This is a genomic window from Solimonas terrae (assembly GCF_011067135.1).
In the GTDB taxonomy this organism is placed as follows: Bacteria; Pseudomonadota; Gammaproteobacteria; order Nevskiales; family Nevskiaceae; genus Solimonas; species Solimonas terrae.
The window spans coordinates 240,399-266,053 of sequence record NZ_JAAMOW010000002.1 but is presented as its reverse complement, the minus strand read 5'-3'; the positions used below and the strand labels follow the sequence as shown (position 1 = coordinate 266,053).

The 25,655-nt window shown below is 65.4% G+C and carries 24 protein-coding genes; 12 read left to right on the top strand and 12 right to left on the bottom strand.

What is annotated here, in order from left to right; translation table 11 throughout:
• Positions 1-212 precede the first annotated feature (212 nt).
• The 5 genes from G7Y85_RS04815 to G7Y85_RS20605 form a co-directional block, all read right to left on the bottom strand.
• Positions 213-1,193: an NAD(P)H-dependent flavin oxidoreductase gene (locus tag G7Y85_RS04815; protein WP_166252622.1), complete on the bottom strand. Its 981-nt coding sequence runs from the start codon at positions 1,191-1,193 to the stop codon at positions 213-215.
• Positions 1,190-1,951: an SDR family NAD(P)-dependent oxidoreductase gene (locus G7Y85_RS04810; protein WP_166252619.1), complete on the bottom strand. Its 762-nt coding sequence runs from the start codon at positions 1,949-1,951 to the stop codon at positions 1,190-1,192. Before G7Y85_RS04810 ends, G7Y85_RS04815 begins: the two co-directional genes overlap by 4 nt.
• Before the next feature lie 85 nt (positions 1,952-2,036).
• Positions 2,037-3,164: an acyl-CoA dehydrogenase family protein gene (locus G7Y85_RS04805; RefSeq protein ID WP_166252616.1), complete on the bottom strand. Its 1,128-nt coding sequence runs from the start codon at positions 3,162-3,164 to the stop codon at positions 2,037-2,039.
• Positions 3,165-3,369: 205 nt separating this feature from the next.
• The gene (locus tag G7Y85_RS04800; RefSeq protein ID WP_166252613.1) at positions 3,370-4,149 is read right to left on the bottom strand and encodes an SDR family NAD(P)-dependent oxidoreductase; all 780 of its coding nucleotides are present in this window, start codon (positions 4,147-4,149) and stop codon (positions 3,370-3,372) included.
• Between the two features lies 1 nt (position 4,150).
• On the bottom strand, positions 4,151-5,104 hold the full coding sequence (locus tag G7Y85_RS20605) for an acyl-CoA dehydrogenase family protein (RefSeq protein ID WP_166252610.1): 954 nt from the start codon (positions 5,102-5,104) through the stop codon (positions 4,151-4,153).
• Between the two features lie 239 nt (positions 5,105-5,343).
• On the opposite strand from G7Y85_RS20605, the gene G7Y85_RS04790 reads away from it, so the two are divergent.
• From G7Y85_RS04790 to G7Y85_RS04775, 4 genes are all read left to right on the top strand, one after another.
• On the top strand, positions 5,344-6,573 hold the full coding sequence (locus G7Y85_RS04790; protein WP_166252607.1) for a CaiB/BaiF CoA transferase family protein: 1,230 nt from the start codon (positions 5,344-5,346) through the stop codon (positions 6,571-6,573).
• A 67-nt stretch (positions 6,574-6,640) separates the two neighbouring features.
• Complete coding sequence (locus G7Y85_RS04785; protein WP_166252604.1) at positions 6,641-7,768, top strand: acyl-CoA dehydrogenase family protein; 1,128 nt, start codon at positions 6,641-6,643, stop codon at positions 7,766-7,768.
• Positions 7,769-7,963: 195 nt separating this feature from the next.
• Entirely contained in the window at positions 7,964-8,977 is a 1,014-nt protein-coding gene (locus G7Y85_RS04780) for an LLM class flavin-dependent oxidoreductase (RefSeq protein ID WP_194241108.1), read from the top strand.
• 44 nt (positions 8,978-9,021) lie between these two features.
• Positions 9,022-9,816 (top strand): IclR family transcriptional regulator, encoded by a 795-nt coding sequence (locus G7Y85_RS04775; protein ID WP_166252598.1) that lies wholly within the window; start codon positions 9,022-9,024, stop codon positions 9,814-9,816.
• 111 nt (positions 9,817-9,927) lie between these two features.
• On the opposite strand, the gene G7Y85_RS04770 is transcribed toward G7Y85_RS04775, so the two are convergent.
• A complete protein-coding gene (locus G7Y85_RS04770; protein ID WP_166252595.1) occupies positions 9,928-11,118 on the bottom strand; it encodes a CaiB/BaiF CoA transferase family protein in 1,191 nt (396 codons plus the stop codon).
• 180 nt (positions 11,119-11,298) lie between these two features.
• Here G7Y85_RS04770 and G7Y85_RS04765 point away from each other — a divergent pair, with 180 nt between their 5' ends.
• From G7Y85_RS04765 to G7Y85_RS04740, 6 genes are all read left to right on the top strand, one after another.
• A complete protein-coding gene (locus G7Y85_RS04765) occupies positions 11,299-12,465 on the top strand; it encodes an acyl-CoA dehydrogenase family protein (RefSeq protein WP_166252592.1) in 1,167 nt (388 codons plus the stop codon).
• Positions 12,466-12,587: 122 nt separating this feature from the next.
• On the top strand, positions 12,588-13,475 hold the full coding sequence (locus G7Y85_RS04760) for an HpcH/HpaI aldolase/citrate lyase family protein (RefSeq protein ID WP_166252589.1): 888 nt from the start codon (positions 12,588-12,590) through the stop codon (positions 13,473-13,475).
• The gene (locus tag G7Y85_RS04755; protein ID WP_166253330.1) at positions 13,475-14,743 is read left to right on the top strand and encodes an acetyl-CoA hydrolase/transferase family protein; all 1,269 of its coding nucleotides are present in this window, start codon (positions 13,475-13,477) and stop codon (positions 14,741-14,743) included. Before G7Y85_RS04760 ends, G7Y85_RS04755 begins: the two co-directional genes overlap by 1 nt.
• 162 nt (positions 14,744-14,905) lie before the next feature.
• Entirely contained in the window at positions 14,906-15,688 is a 783-nt protein-coding gene (locus tag G7Y85_RS04750) for an enoyl-CoA hydratase/isomerase family protein (RefSeq protein WP_166252586.1), read from the top strand.
• Between the two features lie 60 nt (positions 15,689-15,748).
• Complete coding sequence (locus G7Y85_RS04745) at positions 15,749-15,988, top strand: AbrB/MazE/SpoVT family DNA-binding domain-containing protein (RefSeq protein WP_166252583.1); 240 nt, start codon at positions 15,749-15,751, stop codon at positions 15,986-15,988.
• A 10-nt stretch (positions 15,989-15,998) separates the two neighbouring features.
• A complete protein-coding gene (locus G7Y85_RS04740; RefSeq protein WP_166252580.1) occupies positions 15,999-16,406 on the top strand; it encodes a type II toxin-antitoxin system VapC family toxin in 408 nt (135 codons plus the stop codon).
• Positions 16,407-16,501: 95 nt separating this feature from the next.
• On the opposite strand, the gene G7Y85_RS04735 is transcribed toward G7Y85_RS04740, so the two are convergent.
• A complete protein-coding gene (locus tag G7Y85_RS04735; RefSeq protein WP_166252577.1) occupies positions 16,502-18,157 on the bottom strand; it encodes a phytoene desaturase family protein in 1,656 nt (551 codons plus the stop codon).
• 89 nt (positions 18,158-18,246) lie between these two features.
• Here G7Y85_RS04735 and G7Y85_RS04730 point away from each other — a divergent pair, with 89 nt between their 5' ends.
• Positions 18,247-18,774 carry a PadR family transcriptional regulator gene (locus G7Y85_RS04730; RefSeq protein WP_166252574.1) on the top strand — a complete coding sequence of 176 codons (528 nt, stop codon included), beginning with the start codon at positions 18,247-18,249 and terminating at the stop codon, positions 18,772-18,774.
• Positions 18,775-18,804: 30 nt separating this feature from the next.
• Here the strand turns inward: G7Y85_RS04730 and G7Y85_RS20600 are convergent, their stop codons facing one another.
• Entirely contained in the window at positions 18,805-19,608 is an 804-nt protein-coding gene (locus G7Y85_RS20600) for a sterol desaturase family protein (RefSeq protein ID WP_206675499.1), read from the bottom strand.
• 300 nt (positions 19,609-19,908) lie between these two features.
• Positions 19,909-20,844: a CDF family Co(II)/Ni(II) efflux transporter DmeF gene (gene dmeF, locus G7Y85_RS04720; RefSeq protein ID WP_166252571.1), complete on the bottom strand. Its 936-nt coding sequence runs from the start codon at positions 20,842-20,844 to the stop codon at positions 19,909-19,911.
• A gap of 55 nt (positions 20,845-20,899) precedes the next feature.
• On the opposite strand from dmeF, the gene G7Y85_RS04715 reads away from it, so the two are divergent.
• Entirely contained in the window at positions 20,900-21,166 is a 267-nt protein-coding gene (locus tag G7Y85_RS04715) for a metal/formaldehyde-sensitive transcriptional repressor (protein WP_166252568.1), read from the top strand.
• A 323-nt stretch (positions 21,167-21,489) separates the two neighbouring features.
• On the opposite strand, the gene G7Y85_RS04710 is transcribed toward G7Y85_RS04715, so the two are convergent.
• From G7Y85_RS04710 to G7Y85_RS04700, 3 genes are read right to left on the bottom strand one after another with little or no spacing between them, the layout of a single operon-like run.
• On the bottom strand, positions 21,490-22,335 hold the full coding sequence (locus G7Y85_RS04710; protein WP_166252566.1) for an SDR family NAD(P)-dependent oxidoreductase: 846 nt from the start codon (positions 22,333-22,335) through the stop codon (positions 21,490-21,492).
• A 7-nt stretch (positions 22,336-22,342) separates the two neighbouring features.
• Entirely contained in the window at positions 22,343-25,135 is a 2,793-nt protein-coding gene (locus G7Y85_RS04705) for a xanthine dehydrogenase family protein molybdopterin-binding subunit (protein ID WP_206675498.1), read from the bottom strand.
• Entirely contained in the window at positions 25,132-25,605 is a 474-nt protein-coding gene (locus tag G7Y85_RS04700) for a (2Fe-2S)-binding protein (RefSeq protein WP_166252563.1), read from the bottom strand. Before G7Y85_RS04700 ends, G7Y85_RS04705 begins: the two co-directional genes overlap by 4 nt.
• Positions 25,606-25,655 lie beyond the last annotated feature (50 nt).

Here is a 25,655-nt window from a genome sequence, read left to right as displayed (position 1 = left end):
GCAATCATCTGCGGTGGAATTGCCGTGGCCCGCGACGTTCCAATCTACGCCGAAGCCGTCGCGCATTTCAAGCGAGAAACACCACTTGTTGTACAGCAGTGGTGGTCAATAGTCCCAGCATGAACCTTTACGCGTCTGATACGGAAACGGCCGGCGCACCCCGGAAGACGGGTACGCCGGCCGTGCTGTCCGCCGGGGCGTCGCCAGCCGCTTCAGGCGGCAAGAAACCCGGCGAGCCGGCCCTTGATGATCGCCTCGGCGTCGCCGACGATGCGGTCGATCAGTTCCCTGCAGCTCGGCACGTCGTTGATCAGTCCCTGAACCTGACCGGCCCAGATCAGACCGGCATCCAGATCACCCGTCTCCAGCGCAACACGCCCCTTGGCGCCCGACACGTAGGGCTGGATGTCGGTGAACACGCTCTCGGGACGCAGGCTGATCTCGATGACCTTGTCCGAGACGCTGTTCTTGCCGACCCGGCCGGTGTTCTTGAACTTGCGGAAAATCAGGTTCGTCGAACGCTCGTCGTTGTCGACCAGGAACTGCTTGACCTTGTCGTGAATCGGCGCTTCCTTCGTTGCACAGAAACGTGTGCCCATGTTGATGCCGTCGGCGCCCAGTGCCAGCGCGGCCGCGAGACCGCGGCCGTCGCCGAAGCCACCGGATGCGATCATCGGAATCCTGACCTTGTCGGCCGCCGCCGGAATCAGGATCAGGCCGGGGATGTCGTCTTCGCCCGGATGACCCGCGCACTCGAAGCCGTCGATCGAGATGGCATCGACGCCCATGCGCTCGGCCGACAGCGCGTGGCGCACCGCCGTGCACTTGTGCATGACCTTGATGCCGTGCGCCTTGAAGTCGTCGACATGTTCCTGCGGCTTGTAGCCCGCGGTCTCGACGATCTTGATGCCGCTGTCGATGATCGCCTTGCGGTATTCCGCATACGGCGGCGGATTGACCGACGGCAGGATCGTCAGATTCACGCCGAACGGCTTGTCGGTCATCTTGCGGCAGCGCTCGATTTCGGCACGCAGCGCATCCGGCGTCGGCTGCGTCAGCGCCGTCAGGATGCCGAGACCGCCGGCATTCGAGACTGCCGCCGCCAGTTCGGCGCGCCCCACCCACATCATGCCGCCCTGGACGATCGGATGTTCGACTCCGAACAGCTCGGTGAACCGGGTCTTGATGCTCATTTGGCACCCATGCGGATCGCCCCGTCGAGGCGGATGGTCTCGCCGTTCAGCATCGGATTGCCGACGATGCTCTCGACCAGCTGTGCGTATTCGGCCGGCTGGCCGAGGCGGCTCGGGAACGGCACCTGCTTGCCGAGCGATTCCTGCGCTTCCTTCGGCAGCGATTCCATCATCGGCGTGTAGAAGATGCCCGGCGCGATCGTCATCACGCGGATGCCGTAGCGTGCCAGCTCACGCGCCACCGGCAGCGTCATGCCGACCACGCCGGCCTTCGACGCCGCATAGGCCGGCTGGCCGATCTGGCCCTCGAACGCCGCGACGCTGGCGGTGTTGATGATCACGCCGCGCTCTTCGCCGACGAGCTCGGCCGCGTGCAGGCGCGCCGCGAACTTCGACAGCACGTTGAACGTGCCGATCAGATTGATGTTGACGATCTTGCTGAAATCGCCGAGCGGCAAGGCCTTGCCGTCGCGGCCGACGACCTTGCCCGGCGGCGCGATGCCCGCGCAGTTGACGAGGATGCGGGCGACACCATGTTTGGCCTCGGCCTCGGCAAGGCCGGCCTCGACGGCTGCCTCGTCACAGACATTGACGGACACGAAGTGACCGCCGACTTCCGCGGCCGTCTTCCGGCCGAGTTCGGCATTGAGATCAAACAGCGTGACCTTGGCACCGGCCTTCGCGAGGCGCGCCGCCGTGGCGCCACCCAGTCCCGATGCGCCGCCGGTGACGACGGCCGCAATTCCCTTGATCTCCATTCACAGTCCTTCCGGGGCCAGACCCCGATATTCGTTCACGGTCTTTGAAATGCGCGCCGCAAGCTGCGTCGCGCGGGTGCGTAATCTACAGCGCGCGCGCGATCACCATGCGCTGGATGTCCGATGTGCCTTCATAGATCTGGCAGACGCGCACGTCGCGATAGATCTTGGCGACACCGAACTCTTCGAGGTAGCCGTAGCCACCCAGCGTCTGGATCGCACCGGACACCACCGCTTCGGCGGTTTCCGATGCCACCAGCTTGGCCATCGACGCTTCCTTGAGGCTCGGCAGCCCGGCGTCCTTGGTTGCCGCCGCGTGCAGCACCAGCTGGCGCGCCGCCTCCAGCTTCGCCGCGAGATCGGCGAGGCGGAAGCCCACGGCCTGATGCTCGATGATCGGCTTGCCGAAGCTCTTGCGCTCCTTCGCATACGCGACCGCAATGTCGAGCGCGGCCTGTGCCATGCCGATGCACTGCGACGCGATGCCGATGCGGCCGATCTCGAGATTGGCGAGCGCGATGCCATAGCCGCCGCCCTCGCGACCGAGGCGCAGTTCGTCCGGCACGAACACGTCGTCGAAACGGATCGCACAGGTGTCCGACGCATTCTGCCCGAGCTTGTGCTCGACCTTGTCGACCCGGTAGCCGGGCGAATCGGTCGGCACGATGAAGCCGGTCATGCCCTTCTTGCCGGCCGCGGGATCGGTGATCGCATAGACGATGGCGATACCGCCGATCTTCGCGTTGGAGATGAACTGCTTGCTGCCGTTGAGCCTGTAACCACCGTCGACCTTCACGGCGCGCGTGCGCAGCGCGGCGGCGTCGGAGCCGGCGTCGGTCTCGGTCAGCGCGAACGCGCCGATCATGCGGCCGGCGATCAGCTCGGGCAGATAGCGCTGCTGCTGCGCCGACGTGCCGTCCTTGATCAGGCTCGAAACGATCAGGCTGTTCTGGATGCTGACGATGGTCGACAGTGCGCCGTCGGCAGCGGCGATTTCCATCAGCGCCAGCGCGTACGAGACGTAGTCGGCGCCGGCGCCGCCGAATTCCTCGGGGGCCGTCATGCCCATCACGCCAAGACCGGCGAGATCTTCGAACAGTTGCTTCGGATAGCCCTTGGCGTCCTCGAACGCGGCGCTGTGCGGACGGATGCGCTCCTGCGCGAAGTCGCGAACCGCGTCGCGGATGGCCTGCTGGGTTTCGTTGAGGATCATCTGGATCTAAGGTGTTGTTGGGACGACTTGAAACATCCATCGAAACGAATCCCCTCTCCCCCGTCGCAGTGCGACGGGGGAGAGGGTTAGGGTGAGGGGGCGCTGGCTCGCCGCACCGCTCGATCTGACAACCCCTCACCCCATCCCTCTCCCCTCTTCGAGGGGCGAGGGAGTCAAAATTTCCGCATTTCTCTACCCGGCCTTTCTACTTCGCGGCCGGCGTCCACGTCGACGTCAGCGCAAACTCGGACAGATACTTGGTGGAACTCCAGCCACCGTCGACGACGATGGTCTGGCCGTTGATGAAACTGCCACCCTTCGAGCACAGGAAGGCGATCGTGCTGGCAACGTCCTCGATCTCGCCGAGACGCGTGTTCGGCGTCATTTCGACATTGATGCGCTTGAACAGCGGATCGTCGAGCCGCCCCTGCACCATCGGCGTCACCGTCACGCCCGGCGCGACATTGTTGCAGCGGATGCCGAGCGCGCCGTACTGACAGGCGATATGCGAGGTCAGCGCATTGAGGCCGCCCTTGGCCGCGGTGTACGCGCCGCCGCGACGACCGCCGATCACGGCGAAAGTTGAGGTCACGTTGATGATCGCCGAACCCGGCTTCATGTGCGGCACGACATCGCGCGCCAGGCGGAACGGCGCGCGCAGCATCAGATCGAGAAAGCCGTCGAGCATGGCATCGTCGGTTTCATGCAGCGGCTTCGGACTGCCGGCACCGGCGTTGTTGATCAGGAAGTCGATGCGATTCCAGCGCGCGAGCGCTGCCTTGACGATGCGCTGCGGTGCTTCGTCTTCGGTGACATCGACCGCCAGCGTCTCGATCAACTCGGGCTTCGCGATCGCCTTTTCGAGTTCGGCGAGCTTGTTCGCGTCACGGCCGACGCCGAGCACGGCGATGCCGGATTCGGCCAGTTTGACGGCCGTGCCGAAGCCGATGCCGCTGCTGGCACCGGTGATGATGGCTACCTGCATGTCACCACTCCGTCTTGATATTGGCAATGCGCGCGTTCGCCGCTTCGAGACCACCGGCGATGGCGATCAGGACTCGTGCCCGCTTCAGCAACAGATGCGGGTCCGCTTCATCGCTGAAGCCGATGCCGCCATGAATCTGGATGTTCTTGCCGGCATTCTCGATCGCCGCCGTGCCGGCGACAAACAATGCCGATTCGACCTGCAGCGCCGCATCGGCACGGCCCTCGTCGAGCGCGACGGCCGCGAAGCTGACCTGATCGCGCGCGCAGCGCGCCGCAATCGCCATGTTCGCGCAGTGATGCTTGACCGCCTGGAACGAGCCGATCGGCCGACCGAACTGTTCGCGCAGGCCCGCATAGTCGACGCCCATCTGCAGCGCCGTCTGCGCGACGCCGGCCAGGGCCGCCGCATCGATCAGACGCAGCCGCAACAGACCACTCGCATCGAACTGTGCCAGCGGCGCACCGACATGCTGCAGTTCGGCAAGATCGGCCAGCCACAGCCGGCCGTCCAGCGGCTTTGCCTGTGCAGACTCGAATGCATGCAGCGAGGCGCCATCGGTATCGCGCAACAACAGGCCCCTCGCCCCGGGGCTGTCGACGACGATCGCGCGATCACCGCTGCGGTAGCCGGCGGCGATGCGCTGTCCGGCAAGATTCGTGGCCGGGCCATGCACGGCGCCGAGCGTCGCCAGCACCGCCGGCGAGGCCAGACGGCGACCGAGGCCGATCGCGATCAGTGCCTCTTCGGTTGCACCCAGTCCGCTGCCACCCGCCGCTTCGCTGGCACAAATGCCGAACACGCCAGCCTGATCGAGATGCGACCAGGTGTCGGCGCTCTCGTCGTGGGCAGCATGCAGGCGCGCCAGCGGCAGCAGTTCGACCAGGGTGTCGTCCATCGCGTCCGCAAGCGCCACCTGATCGGCACTGGGGTGATAGCGGGTGTCTTGCTCCACAGCGGTTCTGCCTCGCCTGTCATTGTCCTGTCAGTATATTCTACCGCGCCTGCCGCATTACTCATCAACACAGTTGTTGATATCCTTGGCGGGCTCGGCGCGCCGGCATTTCTGCCGAGTGGTCCTGATGCAATTTGCCGCCGCGATGAGCGCTGCTTGGTATCATCGCGGCCCCATATTTCACGGTGCCGATGTCCTTGATCCGACGCCGGCACGCTGCAACCAAGACGGAAAAACAGATGACCGATTCCCGAGCATTGCGAGGCGTCAGGGTGCTGGATTTGACCCGGGTTCTGGCGGGCCCGTTCTGCGGCCAGATCCTCGGCGATCTCGGTGCCGAGGTCATCAAGATCGAGCGCCCCGGCGTCGGCGACGACGGACGCATGTACGGGTTCTCGCAACTCAAGGACCGCGAGGGCAAGGCGACCCGGGAGTCGGCGTTTTATCTGACCGCCAACCGCAACAAGAAGTCGGTCACCGTCAACATCTCCAAGCCGGAAGGCCAGGCGCTGATTCGCCGTCTGGCGGCCGAATGCGATGTGCTGATCGAGAACTACAAGGTCGGCAATCTGAAGCGCTACGGGCTCGATTACGACAGCCTGAAGCAGGTGAACCCGGGACTGGTTTACTGCTCGATCACCGGCTACGGCCAGACCGGCCCGATGGCCGAGCGTCCCGGCTACGACGGCCTGTTCCAGACCACCGGCGGCCTGATGGCGGTCACCGGCATTCCCGATGGCCAGCCCGGCGCCGGCCCGCTGAAGGCCGGCCCGAGCCTCGTCGACGTCTTCACCGGTCACAACGCCGCGATCGCCGTTCTCGGCGCGCTCAACCAGCGTCATCAAACCGGCAAGGGTCAGTACATCGACGTCGCCCTGCTGGACTGTTCGATCGCGATGGTCTCGCACATCATGCAGGACTACCTGGTCTCGGGCGTCGCCCCGCCGCGCCTTGGCAACGGCGGCAATGGCGGCGGCCCCGCCGACCTGATCAATTGCGCCGACGGCATCATCTACATCTCCGCCGGCACCGACGAGCACTGGCGCCTGCTGTGCGAGTTGATGAAGCGCCCCGACCTGTTCGCCGATCCGCGCTTCGATACCAATCCCAAGCGTGGCCGCAACCGCAACGAACTGGTCGCGATCATCATCGAGTGGAGCAAGCACTGGAAGACCGCCGATCTGCTGGCGAGTCTCGACCAGCTCGGCGTCCCGGCGGCGCGCTACAACAATCTTCCCGAAGTCTGGGAGGACGAACAGGTCCGGCACCGCCGGTTGAAGGTCACGATTCCGCATCCGGTGTCCGGCGAGGTCTCACTGATCGCCAGCCCGCTGGCGTTCATGTCCGGCTCGCCAATGCAATACGCTGCGCCGCCGACGATCGGCCAGCATACCGACGAAGTCCTGCACGACCTGCTCGATCTGCCGGCCGAAGAAATCGCGCGCCTGCACGAGACCGGTATCGTCTGAGCATGGCCACGTTCGCATCACGCAAGACACATGATGGAAAGGCGGGCATGACGGGGAGCAACAGGCCATGAGCGGTTCGATCGCCGATTTCAGACGCGAGGCGCGCAGCTGGCTCGAAGCCAATGTGCCGAGCGAGCCGTCGCCGGAAGACGGTCCCGCTTCGCGCGAGTACGTGCTGGCCTGGCAGAAGACGCAGGCGCGCGGCGGCTGGGCCGGCATCGCCTGGCCCAAGGAACACGGCGGCCGCGGCCTTTCCGTGCTCGAACAGATCGTCTGGTTCGAGGAGTACGCGCGTGCCAAGGCGCCGTCGCCGCTCAATGCCAGCTTCGTGATGCTCAATCACGCCGGCCCGACCGTGATGGCCTGCGGCACCGAGGAGCAGAAGGCCTATCACCTGCCGAAGATCCTCAATGGCGACGTGCTGTGGTGTCAGGGATTCTCCGAGCCGGGTTCGGGTTCCGACCTCGGCAGCCTGAAGTGCCGCGGAGAAGTGGATGGCGACGACCTCGTCATCAACGGCACCAAGATCTGGTCGAGCTTTGCCGACGTGGCGGAGTGGCAGGAGCTGCTGATCCGCACCAATCCGGGCGCCTCCACGTCCAGGGCGATGAGCTGGATCATCTGCCCGATGGACGCACCCGGCATCACGGTACGGCCGATCCGCACCATGGCCGGCCCGCAAAAGTACTGCGAAGTGTTCTACGACAACGTGCGCGTGCCGCTGGCCAATGTGGTCGGCGGACTGCACAACGGCTGGGCCACGGCCAACGCCACGCTCAGCTTCGAGCGCGGCACGGCGGCGCTGGCCCTGCTGATCGGCTACGTGCTCAAGGTCGAGGAACTGCTCGCCGACTGCCCGCAAAGTCGCCCCGAACTGCGCCTGCGCATCGCCCGCCTGCGCGCCGAAGGCGCCTCGATCCGCGCGGCCAACTACAAGCTCGCACTGGATCTCGAGAATTCGGTACCCGACGCCAGCGGCTCGCTGATCCGCCTGTCGTTCGCCGAGTTCACGCAGCGCGTCGCTGCCGCCGCCATCGACCTGTACGGCATCGATGCGCCGCAGGTGGTCGGCATGCATGGCTGGGGTCACGACTATCTCGACGTGTTCTCCGAAACCATTGCCGGCGGCACCGCGGAAATCCAGCGCAATATCATCGGCGAACGTCTGCTGGGCCTGCCGCGCGGACCGCGCTGAAGCACCCGCAAAATCTTCTGCAGGAGCACCCCACGGGCGCGGTCAGCCGCTGTAACTCCCTCTCCCTGTCGCGCAGCGATGGGGAGAGGATCGGGGTGAGGGGCAGCATCGCGCAGCAAAGTCCGATCAAGCGCCCCTCACCCCAACCCTCTCCCCGCAGGCGGGGAGAGGGAATCGTTCGAACAGAGGGACGTGATGACCCAGCTCACCTTCGGCTACCTCTACGACTTCCGCAATCCGCTGCAGTGGCGCAGGCCCTGGGCGGAGCTGTACGCGGAGATCATCGACTTCGCCGCGTACACCGAAACACTCGGCTTCGATGGCGCCTGGGTGCCGGAACATCACGGCGCCGATGACGGCTACATGCCGACGCCGATGATTGCGCTGGCGGCACTGGCCGCGCGCACGAAGACGATCAAGCTCGGCTCGGCGATCGCGCTGGCGCCGCTCTATCACCCGGTGCGCTTCGCCGAGGAATGCGCGGTACTCGACCATCTGTCGAACGGCCGGCTGGAGATGGCGATCGCGATCGGCTACCGGCGCCGCGAAGCGGAAGCCTATGGCGTCGACTTCACGAAGCGCGGCGGCCGCACCGACGAGTTCCTCGAAATCGTCACGCGCCTCTGGAAAGGCGAGACGGTGACGTTCGCCGGCCGGCACTTCGACCTCAAGGACGCCAGCATCGTGCAGGCGCCGACACGCGGACGCATTCCGCTGTATGTCGGCGGCTTCAACGAGAAGGCGATCGCACGCACCGCGAAATACGGCGACGGCTACTTCGGCAATCTCGATATCGTCGATCTGTATCTGGAAAAGCTGCGCGCAGCCGGCAAGGACGCGAGCTGCGCGCGCATCCGCATCCAGGGCCTGTTCACGGTGGTCGCTCGTGATCCGGCCCGGGCGATGGACGAACTCGCGCCGTACTTCCTGCACGTCAACAACACGTACGGCGAATGGCTCAACGAAGACAAGGCGGCGACCGGCATCGGCGACGGCGGCCTGCTCAAGCCGATGTCGCTGGACGCTTTCAAGGCCAGTGGCATCCTCAGCATCCTGACGCCGGATCAGGCGATCGCGATGCTCGGGAGCATGCTGGCAAAGGCACCGGTCGAGCACTTCATGATGATGCTGCCACCGGGCCTGCCACCCGCAAGGTTCCGGCCGTACGCCGAAGTGTTCGCGAACGACGTGATGCCGGCGTTCCGTTGAGATAGGCTGCGAGGCGTCCGCCTCCGTCACGCACCCGACCTTCCATGCCCAGCGACGATCGCCCCTTGAATTCGCCGCAGTCCGTGACACGGGTGATCCGGATTCTCGAAGCCCTGTGCGCGAGCGAAAAACCGGTCAGCCTCGCGCAGCTCAGCCGCGTGCTCGACGCGCCGAAAAGCAGCCTCGCCGCGCTGCTGCGCGGACTCGCGGACGCCGACTTCGTGGTGTCGACGGACAGCGTCTATCGCCTCGGGCCGGCCGCATTCGGCCTCGGCAGTGCACTGCTCGAAGCACGCCGGCGCCTGCAATCGCCGGACCTCGTGCGCGAAGGCATGCGTCGGCTCGCCGATCGCTCCAGGGAGACCGTGCTGTTCGCGGTCCGCGACCGCGACGGCAGCATGCTGACCTATGTCGACGTCATCGAAAGCCGCAACACCCTGCGCTTCGCGGTGTCGATCGGCGATCGCCGGCCGTTGTACTGCACGGCCGGCGGGCGGGCACTGCTGGCCGCAGCGAGCGACGACGAACGGCGACGCTATCTGCGCGGCCTCAAGCCGCAGCAGCTGACCGGCAGCACCGAAACCGACCGGCGCAGGCTGGCGTCGGCGATTGCCGAAGCGCAGCTCAGGGGCGTCGCGCAGACCGTCGACCAGGCATCGGACGGCGTCGCCGGCACCGCCGGCGTCATTCACGATGCGGCCGGCACCGTGCTCGGCGCATTGATCGTCGCGGCGCCGAGTTCACGCTTCGAGGGCCGGCGCAAGGAACTCGCCGAGCTCGTCCGCAGTGAAGTCGTCGCGATCTCCGCGACGCTCGGCTACCGCAAGCCGCGCGCCTAGCGAAACGCCGTCGCCATCGCGCTTCGGCTTGGCCTCCGACGTCGCCACTGCTGCCGTCCCGCGCGATGCGGGCATTCCCTGTCGCGAACGGCCCGGACCAGCGACGCGCAGCTAGACGCTGCCGTCGGCCGCCAGTGCAACGACCGGCGGCGCGAAGCCGAGTTCATCCAGCACTTCGCGGGTATGCGCGCCCAGCCTCGGCGTCGGCCCGGCGACCTTGCCCGGCGTCCGCGAGAACCAGGTCGGAACGCCGGGAAAGCGCACCGGCCCCTGCGGCGAATCGACGGTTTCGAAGAAACCGACCGCGTTCAGGTGCGCGTTGTCGAACAGCTCGTCGGTCGTGCGCAGCGGCGCGGCGGGAATGCCCAGCCCGGTGAGCAGATCGAGCCATTCCTGCGTCGTGCGCTGCAGGAAGGTGTCGCCGAGCAGGCCGTAGACCTCGTCGATGCGCTTGGCGCGCTGCGCCAGTGTCGCCAGCTCGGGACCGGCCCACGCAGGCTGCACCGCGTCGACGAACAGGTTCCAGTGCTTGTCGTTGTAGATCAGCGCCGCGACGTAGCCGTCGCGGGTCCTGTACGGCCGCCGGTTCGGCGCCACCGCGCGCGGATAGTGCGCCTTCGACAGCGGCGGATCGAACATCGCACCGTTGGCATGCTCGACGAGCATGAACGAGGCCATGGTCTCGAACATGCCGACTTCGACTTCCTGCCCTTCGCCGGTCCGCTCGCGATGGAACAGCGCCATCATCGTCGCGTACAGCACGGTCAGGCCGGCGACCTTGTCGGCCATGATCGTGCCGACGAAGTCGGCCTTGCCGGTCATCAGCCGCTGTACGTGCGGCAGTCCGCACTCGGCCTGGATGGTGTCGTCATAGGCCGGACGGTCGCGGTCCGGGCCGCGCCGGCTGTAGCCGTAGGCGTTGCTGTAGACGATGCGCGGATTGATCGCCGCCACCGCCTCGTAGCTGAAGCCGAGTCGGGCGATGGCCCTGGAACGCATGGAGTGGATGAACACGTCGGCGCCGGCCACCAGTGTGCGCAGCGCGGCCTTGCCCTCGTCGCTGCGCAGATCGAGCACGACGCTGCGCTTGCCGCGATTGACGTTGACGAACACGCCGGCCAGATCCGGTGCCGGACCGACCGAAATGTAACGCGTGTTGTCACCTTCCGGCGGCTCGACCTTGATCACGTCGGCGCCCATGTCGGCCATGATCTGGGTCGCGTACGGCCCCATGACCATGCTCGTCAGATCGACCACACGAACACCGGCAAGCGGGCCTGTGCCCTTCGTGCGGTTCACCATGACTCATCCTCCAGCGCGGTTCTAGCGCGCCCATTCTTTCACGGAAGCCGTACACATTCCAGTCCATTGGGTTAATATCGGCACACTCTTCCGGACCGCCATCGTGCTGTCCATTGCCGACCGCGTCGCCGAAAATGACCGGGCCCGGCCCCACCACTTGCTTCGCACGGATTTCAGGCCATGGATTTCTCGCTGACCGAAGACCAACAGAACATCCGCGACGCGGTGCTCAAGCACTGCTCGCAGTTCTCCGCCGAGTACTGGCTGGAGAAGGATCGCGAAGGAACCTTCCCGCAGGATTTCTTCGATTCGATGGCCGAAGCCGGCTGGATCGGCATCGCCATGCCGACTGAATACGGCGGCTCCGGACTCGGCATCACCGAAGCCGCGGTGATGATGCAGGCCGTGGCCGAATCCGGCGCCGGCATGACCGGCGCCTCGACCATCCATCTGCCGGTATTCGGCCTGCAGCCGGTCAACCTGTTCGGCACCGAAGAACAGAAGCAGACCTTCCTGCCGCCGATCGTCGCCGGCGAGGACAAGGTCTGCTTCGCTGTTACCGAGCCGAACGCCGGCCTCAACACCACGGAACTGAAGACGCGCGCCGACAGGGTGCCCGGCGGCTTCAAGGTCAACGGCGAGAAGATCTGGATCTCGACCGCGCAGGTCGCCAACAAGATGCTGCTGCTGGCGCGCACCACGCCCCTCGATCAGGTCAAGCGCAAGACCGATGGCCTGACGCTGTTCTACACCGATCTCGACCGCAGCAAGATCGAAGTGCGGCTGATCCACAAGATGGGTCGCCACGCGGTCGACTCGAACATGCTGTTCATCGAAGACCTGTTCATTCCCGACGCACACGTCATCGGCGAAGTCGGTCAGGGCTTCAGGATCATCCTGCACGGCCTCAACCCGGAGCGCGTGCTGCTCGGCGCCGAATCGGTCGGCATCGGTCGCGCCGCGATCAACCGCGCCGCGCGTTACGCGCGCGAACGCGTCGTGTTCGGAAGGCCGATCGGCCAGAACCAGGGCATCGCCCATCCACTCGCCAAGTGCTGGGCGCAGCTCGAAGCCGCCAACCTGATGGTCATGAAAGCCGCGACGCTGTTCGACCAGCACACGGACTGCGGCGTCGAGGCCAACGCGGGTAAATACCTCGCTGCCGAGTTCGCGTTCGAGGCCTGCCACACCGCGATGCTGACGCTGGGCGGCATGGGCTACGCGCAGGAGTACCACGTCGAACGCCTGCTGCGCGAAGTGCTGATTCCGCGCACCGCGCCAGTCAGTCCGCACATGATCCTCAACTTCCTCGCGGAAAAAGTGCTGGAACTACCGAAGTCGTACTGAGCGGCGCCGCCCGAGCGCGTGGCACGGCGCGGCGAATCCCCCCGCAAATCCTCTATGCAGTCGCGCCCGATATCGCGCACGATTGTCGACCCCGAAAAAGCAGACCCGAAACGAGAAACGTGATGACCAAGGCAAGCGAAATGTTCAGCGCCCGCTCCTGGCTGTTCGCGCCCGGCGACAGCGAAAAGAAGATGGCGAAGGCCGCTGCCAGCAACGCCGACATCGCGCTGATCGATCTCGAGGACGCCGTCGCCACGAGCGAGAAAGCCAATGCGCGGGCACTGACCGCCGCGTTCCTGAAAGCGCAGCCTGACACCTCGCGGCTCTGGGTGCGCATCAATCCGCTCGACAGCGAGTACGCCCTGCACGACCTCGCGGCGGTGATGCCGGGCAAACCGGGCGGCATCATGCTGCCGAAGGCGCAGGGCGGCCATGACCTCGTCGTGCTCGATCACTACCTGTCCGCACTCGAAGCGGCCAACGGCATCGCGATCGGCAGCACCAAGGTGTTTCCGCTGATCACCGAGACCGCCGAAGGCATGTTCACGACCGGCACCTACAAAGGCGCGCCGCGTCTCGTCGCGCTGACCTGGGGCGCCGAGGATCTCGCCGATGCACTCGGGGCCAGCGAGAACAAGAACCCGGACGGCAGCTACGGCTTCACCTACGAACTCGCACGTTCGCTGTGCCTGTGCGGGGCCGGCGCCGCCGGCGTCGCAGCGATCGACACCATCCAGGGCGACTACAAGGACCTCGACGGCCTGCGCAAGCGCGCGACGGCCTGCCGCCGCGCGGGCTTTCGCGGCATGCTCGCAATTCACCCAGCGCAGGTCGACGTCATCAACGAAGCCTTCATGCCGAGCGCCGAGGAAATCGCGCAGGCGCAGGAGATCGTCGATCTGTTCGCGGCGAATCCGGGGCTCGGCGCGATCGGCTACAAGGGTGGCATGCTCGACCGGCCGTATCTGGCCCGCGCGCAACTGCTGCTCAAGCTCGCGGGGCGTGCGTGATGCAGGTGGTCGAGGCGGGCCAGCTCGATCTGGCGAAATATCTCAAGCGCGGCGACCGCATCGTCTGGGGCCAGGCCTGCGGTGAACCGACGACGCTGATCGAAACCTTGATCCGTCAGGCCGCCACGATCGGCGAGCTGTCGGCCTTCACCGCCACCAGCTTTTCGTCACTGCTGACGCCGGAGGCCGTCGCCGGCTTCACGCTGTCGAGCATGGGCGCAATCGGCACGCTGCGCACGCTGACCAAGGCCGGCCAGCTGCAGGTCATCCCCTGCCACGTCAGCCAGGTCGGTCCGTACATCGAACAGGGCCTGATCGGCTGCGACGTCGCCTTCGTGCAGCTCTCGCCGGCCGACGAAAACGGCCGGCACAGCTGCGGCCTGATCAGCGACTACGTGCGCGCGGCCGTCGCCAAGGCGCGTGTCGTCATTGCCGAGATCAATGAGCAGATTCCGTTCACGTTCGGCGAGACGATCGCCGCGTCCGAAATCGACGTCGCCATCGAGGTCTCACGACCGCCGGTCGAAGTCGGCGCCGCGAAGATCGGCGAGACCGACGAGGTGATCGCTAAATGCGCCGCGCAGTACATTGCCGACGGCAGCGTGCTGCAGACCGGCGTCGGCGCCGTGCCCGACGCGATCCTGCGCCTGCTGCGCGATCGCAAGGATCTCGGCGTGCACTCCGGCATGCTCGGCGATGGCCTCGTCGAACTGGTCGAAGCCGGCGTCATCACCAACGCGCGCAAGAAGATCGATACCGGCGTGTCGATCAACGGCGCCCTGATCGGCACCCGCAAGCTCTACCAGTGGGCGCATCGCAACCCTGCGATGCGCATGTGCGCGACGACGTACACGCATGACGCTGCCGTGCTTGCGCAGCTCGATCAGCTCGTCACGATCAACTCGGCGCTGGAAGTCGACCTCACGGGCCAGGTCAATGCCGAGCAGAGCGGCAGCGCGTACCTCGGCGGCACCGGCGGTCAGGTCGACTTCGTGCGTGCCGGTGCGCGCAGCAAGGGCGGCCGTTCGATCATTGCCTTGTCGGCCACCGCCAAGGGCGGCGCGCTGAGCAAGATCGTCACGGAACTCTCCGGCCCGGTCACCACCGCGCGCAGCGACGTCGACGTCATCGTCACCGAATTCGGCGCCGCCGAACTCAAGGGCCAGACCCTGGCCGAACGCGCGCGCCGCATGATCGCGATCGCGCACCCGGACTTCCGCGAAGAACTCGACCGCGCTGCGCACACGATCCGGCAGCGCGGGTTCTAGTGCATCCGTCATTGCGAGGAGCGCAGCGACGAGGCAATCCAGTTGCACGGCCGGATCGCGTGACGCACTGGATTGCTTCGCTGCGCTCGCAATGACGGAAGGACTTCGCGGTTCCTCACGCGCCGCTATCGACGCGCCGCACAAACACCAAAGACGAACGCCATGACCCAAGACACCACCAAGCCCGCCGTCCGCTTCGACGCCCGCCCCGACGGCATCGCCGTCATCACGATCGATCGCCCCGACACGCGCAACTGCCTGAGCCGCGAGGTCCGCGACGGTCTGCGCGAGGCATGGCAGCGTTTCGAGCAAGACGATGCGCTGCGCGTTGCCATCCTCACCGGCAGTGGCGAGAAAGCTTTCTGTGCCGGCGGCGATCTCAAGGAAATGGTCGAACGCGGCCTCAAGGTACCGCCGCGCGACATGTTCCCGCTGCCGTACGACAACATCGAGCTGAGCAAGCCGACCATCGCCGCCGTCAACGGCGTGGCCTTCGCCGGCGGCTGGATGATCGCGCAGGCCTGCGACCTCTGCGTCGCCAGCACCGCTGCGAAGTTCGCGATCACCGAAGTGAAGGTCGGACGCGGCTCGCCGTGGGCAGCGCCGCTGATCCACATGATTCCGCAGCGGATCATGATGGAGATCATCCTCACCGGAAAACCGATCACCGCGCAGCGCGCCTACGAGATCGGCCTCGTCAATCGCATCGCCGAACCGGCCGCGCTGATGGACACGGCCATCGAACTGGCGAAGGAAATCCTCGAAGGCGCACCGCTGTCAGTGAAGGCCGGCCGCGAGACCGTCATGCTCGCCACCGAGATGGGCCGCGGCGCGGCACTGCAGGCCGCCCGCGCCGCACACGAGCTGACCTACACCAGCCACGACGCCCAGGAAGGCCCGCGCGCCTTCGCCGAGAAGCGCAAGCCGGCGTGGACAGGGCGCTAGGTAGCGGCCCCGGCACGATCGTAATACTATTGATCAGTTGAGTATTACTCGGAGACAGGCATGGCCACGAACATGACGGTAAAGGGGCAGGTCACCATCCCGAAAAAGGTGCGCGATGCGCTGCAGCTGTCGCCCGGCGATGCCGTCGACTTCGCCGTCAACGCGGACGGGCACGTCGTCGTGCACAAGGCGAAAACCAAGGCCGCCGACAAACTCGATCGCTTCGATGCGGCGCGCGGCAAGGCGCAGATCAAGTGGCGTACGGATGAATTGATGGCCTTGCTGCGCGCGCCTGACTGAGCGCGTCCAGATGATTCTGGTCGATACCAACGTGCTGATCGACGTCGTCGAAGACGATCCTATCTGGGCGGACTGGTCGATTCGCCAGCTCCGCGCGCAAGCCCAGGTCCACGAGCTGCTCATCAATCCGGTGATCTATTCGGAGCTGTCACTGACATTCGATTCGATCGAGGCGCTGGACCAGGTCGTCGACGGCATGGGACTCGAACTTCACGAGCTACCACGCCCTGCCCTGTTCCTCGCGGGGCGGGCCTTCGTGAAGTACCGCCGCAGCGGCGGCCAGCGAACCAGCGTCCTTGCCGACTTCTTCATCGGCGCGCACGCCGCCATTGCCGGCTGCGGCATCCTGACCCGCGACGCACGGCGTTACAAAAACTACTATCCGACGGTGCCGCTGATCACACCGGAGGCCAAGTAGGCACCACTCTGCGCGCAATCGGCGACGCCCGATTCACCACAAACGCTCATGGCGGCACAAGCAGAGCCTTGGCACGCTGGTGCGCTTATCCGATCTTACGCCGTCATAGCCTCCAGCTTCGCTGCCTGCCCTTCCCCCTTCATCACCCGCTTCAGCACACCGAGCACCTTGAGCCCGCCGATCGCCTGGGCGGTGACGACGCCGCCCATCATGGCGCCGACGACGCCGCAGGAGACGATGTCCTGCCCGGTCAGCCAGAGGCCGGGAATTTTGGTGCGCGGGGTCAGCCAGCTTTGTGCGAAGCGCTTGGGATCGTGGTCGATGCCGTACAGCTCGCCGCGTTCGTAGGCGTTGAAGTATTGCGTGGACAGCGGCGTGGACACTTCGTAGTAGTCGATCTTGCCGCGCAGCTGCGGCAGCTTCTCGTACATCGCTTCGAGCATGCGCTCGCCGAGCTCGGCCTTGAGCGCTTCGTAGTCGTCGCCGCGCTTGCCCCAGACGCTGCCGCTCCATTGTTCGAACCACGCGAACGGCGCCGGCGCCACGACTTCGATCGTCGCGGTGCCGGGATGGCGGCGCGCGTAGTCCGGGTCCTTGGCGGACGGGAACGACACGTAGACCACCGGCAGCGGCGCCTTGCGGTCCTGTTCGAAGCGGGCGATGTCGCCTTCGTAGTCGGCGCTCGGGTAGATCCAGAAATTGGTGCGCGGCAAGCCCAGTTCCTCGGCCGTGCCCTTGAGGCCGATATACAGGCCGAGATGCGCGCTGCTCGGCTTCACGGTTTTCAGCAGGAGGTCGTAGCCGCTGGCGCGTACCACCGGTTCCGGCAGCAGGCGCTGGAAGGTGTTCATGACACCGGCCGAGGAAATCACGCACGGCGCCTCGATGCGATGACCGTCTTCCATCAGCACGCCGCAGGCCTTGCCGTTCTCGACGAGGATCTCCTTGACGCGGGCGTAGGTGAAGACTTCGCCGCCGGCCGCCTGGATTTTCGGAATGATGGTCTGCGCAATGCGCCAGCTGCCGCCAACCGGGTAGTAGCCGCCGTGCAGATAGTGACGCGCGATCAGCGCGTGAATGATGAATGACGACTGCGCCGGCGGCAGGCCGAGATCCCCCCACTGCCCGGTCAGCACGGCGATGAGCTTTTCGTTCTGGGTCAGCTCGCTGAGCACCTCGCGCGTGCTGCGGCGGAAGGTCTTCGGCATCAGGCGCATCAGCAGCGGCATCGCCAGCTTCAGCTGCCAGGGCTTGAGCAGGCGCGCGACGGTGAACAGGCTCATGTTCTTGCCGACCTGCGCGAGCAGCTTCAGATAGCGGTCGATCGCCGTCGCTTCGTCCGGGAAGTATTCGATGAGCTGCGCGCGGAATTCCTGCTTGCCGGCGACGGCGTCGTAGACCTCGTCGCCGAGGAAGAAGCGGTCGTAGGCCTTGTCCATCGGCGCCCAGTCGAGCTGCTTCGACGTCAGGTAGTCCATCAGCTTGCGCGCCATCGTCGGGCCGCCCATGTCGCCGATGTAATGCACGCCCACGTCCCACTCGTAGCCGTTGCGCTCGTAGCTGTGCGTGTAGCCGCCGGCCGTGTAGTGCTGTTCGAGCACGGCGACTTTCCAGCCGATGTCCGACAGCAGTGCGGCGCTGGTCAGGCCGCCCATGCCGGAGCCGATGATGACCGCGTCGTACGGCCCCTTGAGGCGCGACGGGCGATAGCGGTTGCCGATGCGAAACGAGCTGGGTGTGAGCTTGGCCATGACACGAACTCCCGGAAAAGGCTTGGCGACATTATGCAATTAATTGCATAATGTCAACGCACCCTGAAGCGTCTGCACCGGAGAGCCGTATGTCGCTGAAACTGGCCGTGCTGGGTCTGCTCGATGTGGAGCCCGGCTCGGGATATGCCCTGCTGCAGCGCTTCCGCACCTCGCTGGGCTTCTTCTGGCAGACCACGCACCAGCAGCTCTACAAGGAGCTGCACGGCCTGCATGAGGAAGGGCTGGTGGACTGCGAGACGGTCAGCCAGGAAACCCGGCCGGACAAGAAGGTCTATTCGCTCAACGCCCGCGGCGCCGCCGAGCTGGACGCGCTGCTGACCAAGGCCGCGACGCCGACCAAGATCCGCGATCCGCTGCTGGTGAAGATCTTCTGCGGCCGCCGTCTCGGCAGCGACGCGCTGCGCGCGGAAGTCGAAAGCCACCGTCGCAAGCACGAACAGACCCTGGCGCTGTACCGCATGCTGCACGAGCAGATCGGCAAGCGGCCCGCTGCCGTGCGCCAGCGCTATCACCATCCCGAGCTGACGCTCAGGCTCGGCATCCGCTTCGAGGAGGCCTGGCTGGCCTGGTGTGAAGAGATCGGCGCGGAGCTGTAGACACAGCCGTCGGCGGCGACGGCGCGCTGCTCAGGCTTCGACTACAGAGACCGCCGTTTCCGGCGTGTCCGTCTTGCCGCGACCCCAGCCATTGCCGGTGTCGTAGGTGCCGAACAGCCAGTCGTAGAACAGCGTGATCGTCGCGAAGTTGCCGGTCGTGAAGCGCGAGTGATGGACGTGGTGCATGCGCGACATGTAGCGCAGATACCGGTACGGGAAACGGTCCGGCGTCTCCATCAGATCATGGTTGTGCAGATTGATTTCCGAGAACGCGATCGTCGTGATGATCAAGGTCACGATGTGGAAATCGCCCATCAGCCAACCGAGCACGCCGACCGTCACGCCGTACAGCGCGACGCCGATGCTGGTTTCCAGCGGATGCAGGTAGTTCGAATCCATGCGACAGGGATTGCGGTTCTGATGATGGATCGCGTGTACCCACATCAAGGGACCGGGACCGAAGCCGCCGTCGTGAAACGCGAAACGGTGCGTCAGGTAGTAGAAGAAGTCGTAGACCATCAGGATCACGAAGATGTCCCGAGGGATCTGCCACCACGGCTGAGCATCGGCGGTGACGATGAACGGAATGACGGCGATGAAGAACACCAGATACGTCGCCAGCCCCCACAGCTTGCTGCGGTTCTGCACCGGCATGTAGAAGCTGCGCTTCTGCCGCTGCTCGGCCGTTGCGGCGTTGAGCTGGCTGATCTCACGGAATGCCGGAATGCGCTTGACCAGCGGCGCGACCAGAAACGGCGTCGCCAGCGCCACGAGCATCGTCAGCAGGGACAGACCCCAGTGGTAGGTTCCGAGAACGGGGATCGATAGGCTCACAGCAGATTCCTCACTGCACGATAATGGCGGTCGCCGCTGGGCCGACTGCCGGCGTCCAGGATGGACGCATGTGCAAGTGTACACAGGTGTACATTAGAGCAGGAGTGAATGCAGCCGCAGCGGCTGAATACGATAGCTGCGACGCGGCGCACAGCGGCCCTGCGCCGGTGCAAACCTGTCACTGCGCCGACATCGTCGATTATTTTCTGGTCGTGGGAAGGCTGATCAGTGCCAGGAGTGGACGGCCACTGACTTATTCTCGCCAGATGCCCGTAACAGATTATTTCCCGCCTGGTCGTCCTATATCGACGAAGATTTAGCGGTGTTGCGGTCAATCTGAACTGTCACGTGCACAAGCTCTTCGTGAATCGCCAGTTGGCGATGGAAATCGTCAGGGCTGGCCTCGCCATCAACCGACACCCCGAGTATGCAGGCGTACTTGCCAGCAGCGACCCGCCACACATGCAGGTCAGAGATCGACGCCTCTATCGGGCTCTCCCCGATCACCTGTCGGATTTCTTCCACCACAGGCGCATCCATCTCAGCATCAAGCAGGACCTTGCCAGTGGTCTTTAGCAATCCAACCGCCCAAACGCCCACGAGCACCGAGCCGACTATGCCCATGGTTGGGTCCAGCCAATTCGCACCCCAGAGCTTCCCGCCAAACAAAGCGACAATGGCCAAGACCGAGGTCGCGGCATCAGCAAGCACATGCAAATAGGCTGACCGCAGATTCAGGTCCTCATGGAGATGCGCGTGATGTTCCTCATGATGAGGATGAGCGTGATCGTGTCCGTGTGCGCTTCCGGTATGCAGCAACTTGGCACACAGCAGGTTTACCAGCAGACCTACGAAGGCAATGGCGATCGCTTGGTCGAAGTGAATCGGCGCCGGGGAAAACAGCCGCTCTATGGACTGATACGCCATCGAGAACGCCACCATAAGAAGCAATAGTGCACTCGTGAAGCCACCCAGGATCTCAATCTTCCAGGTGCCAAATGCAAACCGCCGATCGTTGGCGAAACGTCTAGCGAGCCAATAGGCCCCCGTCGCGAGACCCAGTGCAAGGGCGTGCGAGCTCATATGCCAACCATCGGCCAGCAGCGCCATCGAGTTGTACACCCAGCCGCCGGTGATTTCAGCGACCATCATCACGGCAGTCAGCAAGATCGCCCAGCGTGTGCGGTTCTCAGCCAGAGGGTTGCCTTCGTTGAAGGCGTGAGAATGCAGTTTCATAGCGGGGGCAAGTCGACTTTTATATACTTACCCCCAGTATAGTGGAGATCGGAAATTGAGTCACACGATTGAGAACAAGAAACCCCTGCTCAATCGAGTTCGGCGCATGCGGGGCCAACTCGGTAGCCTCGAAAAGGCCCTTGAAACGGGCACTGAGTGCGGCGCAGTCCTCCAGCAGATTGCGGCAATCCGTGGTGCGGTAAACGGTCTGATGAACGAGGTCTTGGAAGGTCATCTCCGGACTCACCTTGTCCCCATGGAAGGCGCTGCGGCTGATGAGATTGAAGACCTTATTAAGGTGATTCGGTCTTACCTGAAGTAGATTGGTATCAGTGATCATTCGCAGCGGGCTGACCGACACTACAAGCACTTGTTCGCTCATTTGGCCTGGGCGGCCGTAACGCTCGGCGAGCGCTATCAGTTTTATCCCCCGCTTGATCCGCACACTGTTGAGCACCGCACCGCCCCCGGCGCGCCTTAGGCATCGGCGGTGAAGACGAAATTAGGCATCGTCCGTTCGTCGATTTCGAGAGTGCGGACCAATGCGGCGACGACGAACCGTGCGGCACGGCGAGGAAGTCGGCTTCCGCGAGCCCCGGATGCGGGGACGTGCGCAGGAGGCGCGTGACGCGTGTAGAGCCGGCGCTAGCCGCCGCGCGCCATGGCGATGAAGCCCTTGAGACCGAAGCCGGCCTTGGTGCCGCCGTCGATCAGGATGTCGGTTCCCGAAATGTAGGCGGCCTTGCCGCTGCCGAGGAACGCCAGCAGTTCCGCGACTTCTTCGGGCTTGCCGAAGCGCTTGAGCGCCGCGTAGTCGAGCAGCTTGTCGGAGCCGCTCTTCTTTTCGAGCTGGCCCATGCTCGTGTCGAATGAGCCGGGCGAGACGGACACCGCACGGCCGCCCTTGGCGCCGTAAGTGGCGGCGAGCTGGCGCGTGTACCACATGACGAAATTCTTGCTGAGCGCGTACGCCATGCCGGAACGCAGCTTCTTGGGACCGCGTTGGGCGCGCGTCGTCAGCTTGCGCGTCAGCGCGTCCGGATCACGGAAGGCGAGCTTGTAGACGCCGGTGGGAAGCATGAAGCCCGGCAGCATGTGGCCAGCCGACGAGGCGACGTTGACGAGCGAGAAGCCCTCGTCGACGCACGGCAGGAAGGCCTGCGCGATGTTGACGGTGCCGAGGGCGTTGATCCTGACGATGAACGCGGCATCGCCCATCTGCGGGCTGACGCCGGCCGTGTGCACAACGCCGCGTACGTGACCGCGCTGTCTGGCGGTATCGACGAGCGCTTCAACCGAGGCGCGATCGGCGATGTCGCTGCATACCGCCGTCGATGCGATGCCGAGCGGCGCCAGCTCCTGCACGGCCGCGTCAAGCCGGTCCTGGTTCACGTCGCTGAGGACGACGTGGAACCCTTCCCGGCCGACGAGCTTCGCGGTGGCCAGGCCCATACCGCCGGCGCCGCCGGTGATGACGACGACGTTCGTCACCGGCGCCTCAGGTGCTCACGCGCTCGCCGACCAGCTTGGCGCTGCCGAAGATGCCCATCTTGCACTTGCCGGTGAGCTTGTCGCCGTCGATCTGCGCTTCGTACTTGAGCGTGATCTTCATCGGCTTGGTGACTTTCAGATCCCACTTCAGCTGGTTGCCGCTGACGGTGCCGGTGAAGTGCGCCTCGTCCATGTTCATGATGAACACACCGGTGAGCTGGTCACCGTCGGTGCTCATGCGGCCGGTGAAGGCCTGCGGGCCCATCGGCGTCGACAGCACGAACTTCCATTCGCCGTCGACCTGCACGGCGGTGCTCGCAGCAACCGGCTCTTGCGGCGCCGACGGCGCCGGCAGGTTCTCGACGGTGCTGGCCGATTCGCTGGCCGCACGGGCGGATTCGGGCACCGGCAACGGTGCGGACTCCGCCGGCGCGGCGCGCTCGGCGATCTCGCGACGGCCCTCGATGTGCGCGAGCAGCCGCGACGGCGTCAGCGGGAATTCCAGCTTCAGTTCGCCGAACGGTGCGAGCGCATCGGCGATGGCATTGACCAGCGTCGGCGGACCGATGATGCAGCCGCCTTCGCCGACACCGCGAAAGCCGCCTTCGGCGATCGACGGCCGCGAGGCCTCGTGGTGATATTCGAACTCCGGCACGTCGAAGATCGTCGGCAGCATGTAGTCCTTGTACGTCACCGCGGTCGGATTGCCGCGCGCGTCGAACGAGACTTCCTCCATCAGCACTTCGCCGATGGCCTGCGCCAGACCGCCGGCGATCTGGCCTTCGACGACTGCCGGATTGATCATGTTGCCGCAGTCTTCGCTGGTCACCCAGCGCTTGATCTTGACGAAGCCGGTGTCGGCGTCGACCTCGACGATGCAGGCGTGTGCGGCGCTGGTCATCGTGATCGGCGGCGGCCGGTAGCGGTACTGGATTTCCAGGCCGGCATCCATGCCTTCCGGCAGGCGCTCGGGCTCGCCGTAGGCGATGTCGGCGAGATCGCGGAACGACACGACCTGTTCCTTGTCGCCGAGCGCGCGGATCATGCTGTCGCCGAGCACGATGGCATCCGGCTCGACCTTCAGCAGATAAGCCGCCATGCGCTTGATCTTGTCGACCAGCAGATCGGCCGCGCGGATGCAGGCGCCACCACCGGCGACCGCCTGCCGGCTGCCGTAGGCGCCGGAGCCGTAGCCGCCGCGCGAGCTGTCGTCCTCGTAGACGGCGACGTCCTCGAAGCGCACGCCCAGCCGTTCGGCGATCACCTGGCCCATCGTCGTCTGCGTGCCGTGGCCCTGCGAGTGCGTCGAGACCACGGCGCTGACCTTGCCGGTCGGCTCGATGCGGATATGCGCGGACTCGCTCATCAGTACGCCGATGCCGGTGCTGCCGGCGGTCGGCTCGATGTAGGTCGCAAAGCCGAGGCCCAGATAGCGACCCTGCTTGCGCGCCTCGGCCTGCTCGGCGCGGAATGCGGCGACGTCGATCTTTTCAAGCAGCACATCGAGGCATTCGGCGGGACTGATGTCGGTCAGCTCCAGGCCCATCGGCGTCGTGCACGGCTGATCCTCGCGGCGGATCAGGTTGCGGCGGCGGATCTCGATCGGATCGAGGCCGATCTGCCGCGCGGCACGATCAAGCAGCACCTCGCGCGCCAGCGATTCCAGCGCCCAGGGCCCGCGATACGCCGCAAGGCCGACGGTATTGGTGAACCAGCCGCGTGCGTGGAAATCGAAGACCGGCAGCTTGTGCGCGCCCCAGAGAAACATCATCACGGCAATGTTGCTGTCCGCGCCCTGCGGATACGCGCCGTTGTTGAGGCCGTAGTCGGCGTGCGAGGCGACGAGCTTGCCGTCCGCGTCGAACGCGACGCGCAGCTTGATCTCCTGCTCGCGCGCCTGGTTGGCGGACGTGAGGTTCTCGAGACGGTCCTCGATCCACTTCAGCGGCCGCTTGAGCAGCATCGAGGCGAGCACCACCGCGACTTCCTCGCGCCACGGCTGGCCCTTGAGACCGAACGAACCGCCGACGTCCTTGGAGATCACGCGAATCGCGGTCTGCGGCATGCCGAAGGCCTGCGCGAACCAGCGCGCGTTGAGCTGCGGCCCCTGGCACGACAGATAGATCGTCAGCTCGCCCGAGCCCTGCGGCGCGGAAACGACGCCGCGCGTTTCCATCGGCGACTGCGAAATGCGCTGGTGTTCGAATTCGACGGTGACGAGATGCGGCGCGTTCGCGAGTTGCGCTTCGAGGTCTTCGTCCGGGTCTTCGTTGCCGGTCGCCGCGGCGACGTTGGAATCGGCATCCGGATGCACGAGCGGACCGGTCTTGGCGTCGGCCAGCGTCACCACCGGATCTTCCTCGTCGTAGTCGACGACGATCAGGCCGGCCGCATCCTCGGCGATGTAGCGGTCCTGGGCGACGACCATCGCCACCGGATCACCGACATGGCGCACGCAGTCGGTGGCCAGCACCGGCACCGGCACGACCGGCGCGGCGAGGAAGAAGCTCAGCATGTCGACCTTGAAGCGCGCCAGGTCGTCGGCGGTCAGCACCGCATAGACGCCGGGCAACTGCCGGGCGGCCGACAGATCAATGGACTTTATGCGGCCGCGCGCGATCGGACTGCGATGGAAGGCCACCTGCAGCGCACCGGGCAGGCCGACGTCGTCGACATAGACGCCGCGGCCGGTCAGCAGCCGCGCGTCCTCGGTGCGTGCCATGCGCTTGCCGATGTAGCCGGTCGCCTGGGCGTGCGCCTGGGTCTGGGTCTTGGTGTCGAGCATTTCCGGCGCGTTCATGCCGCACCCCCGGCCAGCTTGCGCGCGGCGCGGCGAATGCCCTGGTAGCCGGTGCAGCGGCAGATGTGGCCGGACAGCGCGTTCATCACCTTGTCCGGCGCTGCTTTGTTGTCGGCCGCGGTCAGCGAGGCCAGCGTCATGACGATGCCCGGCGTGCAGAAGCCGCACTGCAGACCGTGTTCGTCGCGCAGCGCCTGCTGCACCGGATGCAGGGTGCCGTCTTCGGCGGCGAGGCCTTCGACCGTCGTCACCGTGCAGCCGTCGGCCTGCACCGCGAGCATCAGGCAGCTGCGCACGGCGTTGCCGTCGACCATTACCGTACAGGCGCCGCAGACGCCGTGTTCGCAGCCGACATGCACGCCGGTGCAGCCGGCATCGCCGCGCAGGAAATCGCTGAGCGTCAGCCGGCCTTCTACGGTCGCGTGCTGCGGACGGCCGTTGATCGTCAGTTGGATCTGGTGCGTGCTCATGTGGCCGCCTTCGTCATGATGAACATCCTGAAAATCTCCTCCGCAACACT

What these genes read in the sequence shown, in the direction of transcription:
- G7Y85_RS04815 (WP_166252622.1), bottom strand. Translation starts at nt 1,193, where the DNA reads ATGAGCATCAAGACCCGGTTCACCGAGCTGTTCGGAGTCGAACATCCG.
- G7Y85_RS04705 (WP_206675498.1), bottom strand. Translation starts at nt 25,135, where the DNA reads ATGAACGCGCCGGAAATGCTCGACACCAAGACCCAGACCCAGGCGCAC.
- G7Y85_RS04790 (WP_166252607.1), top strand. Translation starts at nt 5,344, where the DNA reads ATGACCGATTCCCGAGCATTGCGAGGCGTCAGGGTGCTGGATTTGACC.
- G7Y85_RS04755 (WP_166253330.1), top strand. Translation starts at nt 13,475, where the DNA reads ATGCAGGTGGTCGAGGCGGGCCAGCTCGATCTGGCGAAATATCTCAAG.
- G7Y85_RS04750 (WP_166252586.1), top strand. Translation starts at nt 14,906, where the DNA reads ATGACCCAAGACACCACCAAGCCCGCCGTCCGCTTCGACGCCCGCCCC.
- G7Y85_RS04805 (WP_166252616.1), bottom strand. Translation starts at nt 3,164, where the DNA reads ATGATCCTCAACGAAACCCAGCAGGCCATCCGCGACGCGGTTCGCGAC.
- G7Y85_RS04735 (WP_166252577.1), bottom strand. Translation starts at nt 18,157, where the DNA reads ATGGCCAAGCTCACACCCAGCTCGTTTCGCATCGGCAACCGCTATCGC.
- G7Y85_RS04700 (WP_166252563.1), bottom strand. Translation starts at nt 25,605, where the DNA reads ATGAGCACGCACCAGATCCAACTGACGATCAACGGCCGTCCGCAGCAC.
- G7Y85_RS04770 (WP_166252595.1), bottom strand. Translation starts at nt 11,118, where the DNA reads ATGGTGAACCGCACGAAGGGCACAGGCCCGCTTGCCGGTGTTCGTGTG.
- G7Y85_RS04745 (WP_166252583.1), top strand. Translation starts at nt 15,749, where the DNA reads ATGGCCACGAACATGACGGTAAAGGGGCAGGTCACCATCCCGAAAAAG.
- G7Y85_RS04810 (WP_166252619.1), bottom strand. Translation starts at nt 1,951, where the DNA reads ATGGAGATCAAGGGAATTGCGGCCGTCGTCACCGGCGGCGCATCGGGA.
- G7Y85_RS04730 (WP_166252574.1), top strand. Translation starts at nt 18,247, where the DNA reads ATGTCGCTGAAACTGGCCGTGCTGGGTCTGCTCGATGTGGAGCCCGGC.
- G7Y85_RS04765 (WP_166252592.1), top strand. Translation starts at nt 11,299, where the DNA reads ATGGATTTCTCGCTGACCGAAGACCAACAGAACATCCGCGACGCGGTG.
- G7Y85_RS04740 (WP_166252580.1), top strand. Translation starts at nt 15,999, where the DNA reads ATGATTCTGGTCGATACCAACGTGCTGATCGACGTCGTCGAAGACGAT.
- G7Y85_RS04780 (WP_194241108.1), top strand. Translation starts at nt 7,964, where the DNA reads ATGACCCAGCTCACCTTCGGCTACCTCTACGACTTCCGCAATCCGCTG.
- dmeF (WP_166252571.1), bottom strand. Translation starts at nt 20,844, where the DNA reads ATGAAACTGCATTCTCACGCCTTCAACGAAGGCAACCCTCTGGCTGAG.
- G7Y85_RS04775 (WP_166252598.1), top strand. Translation starts at nt 9,022, where the DNA reads ATGCCCAGCGACGATCGCCCCTTGAATTCGCCGCAGTCCGTGACACGG.
- G7Y85_RS04800 (WP_166252613.1), bottom strand. Translation starts at nt 4,149, where the DNA reads ATGCAGGTAGCCATCATCACCGGTGCCAGCAGCGGCATCGGCTTCGGC.
- G7Y85_RS04785 (WP_166252604.1), top strand. Translation starts at nt 6,641, where the DNA reads ATGAGCGGTTCGATCGCCGATTTCAGACGCGAGGCGCGCAGCTGGCTC.
- G7Y85_RS04760 (WP_166252589.1), top strand. Translation starts at nt 12,588, where the DNA reads ATGACCAAGGCAAGCGAAATGTTCAGCGCCCGCTCCTGGCTGTTCGCG.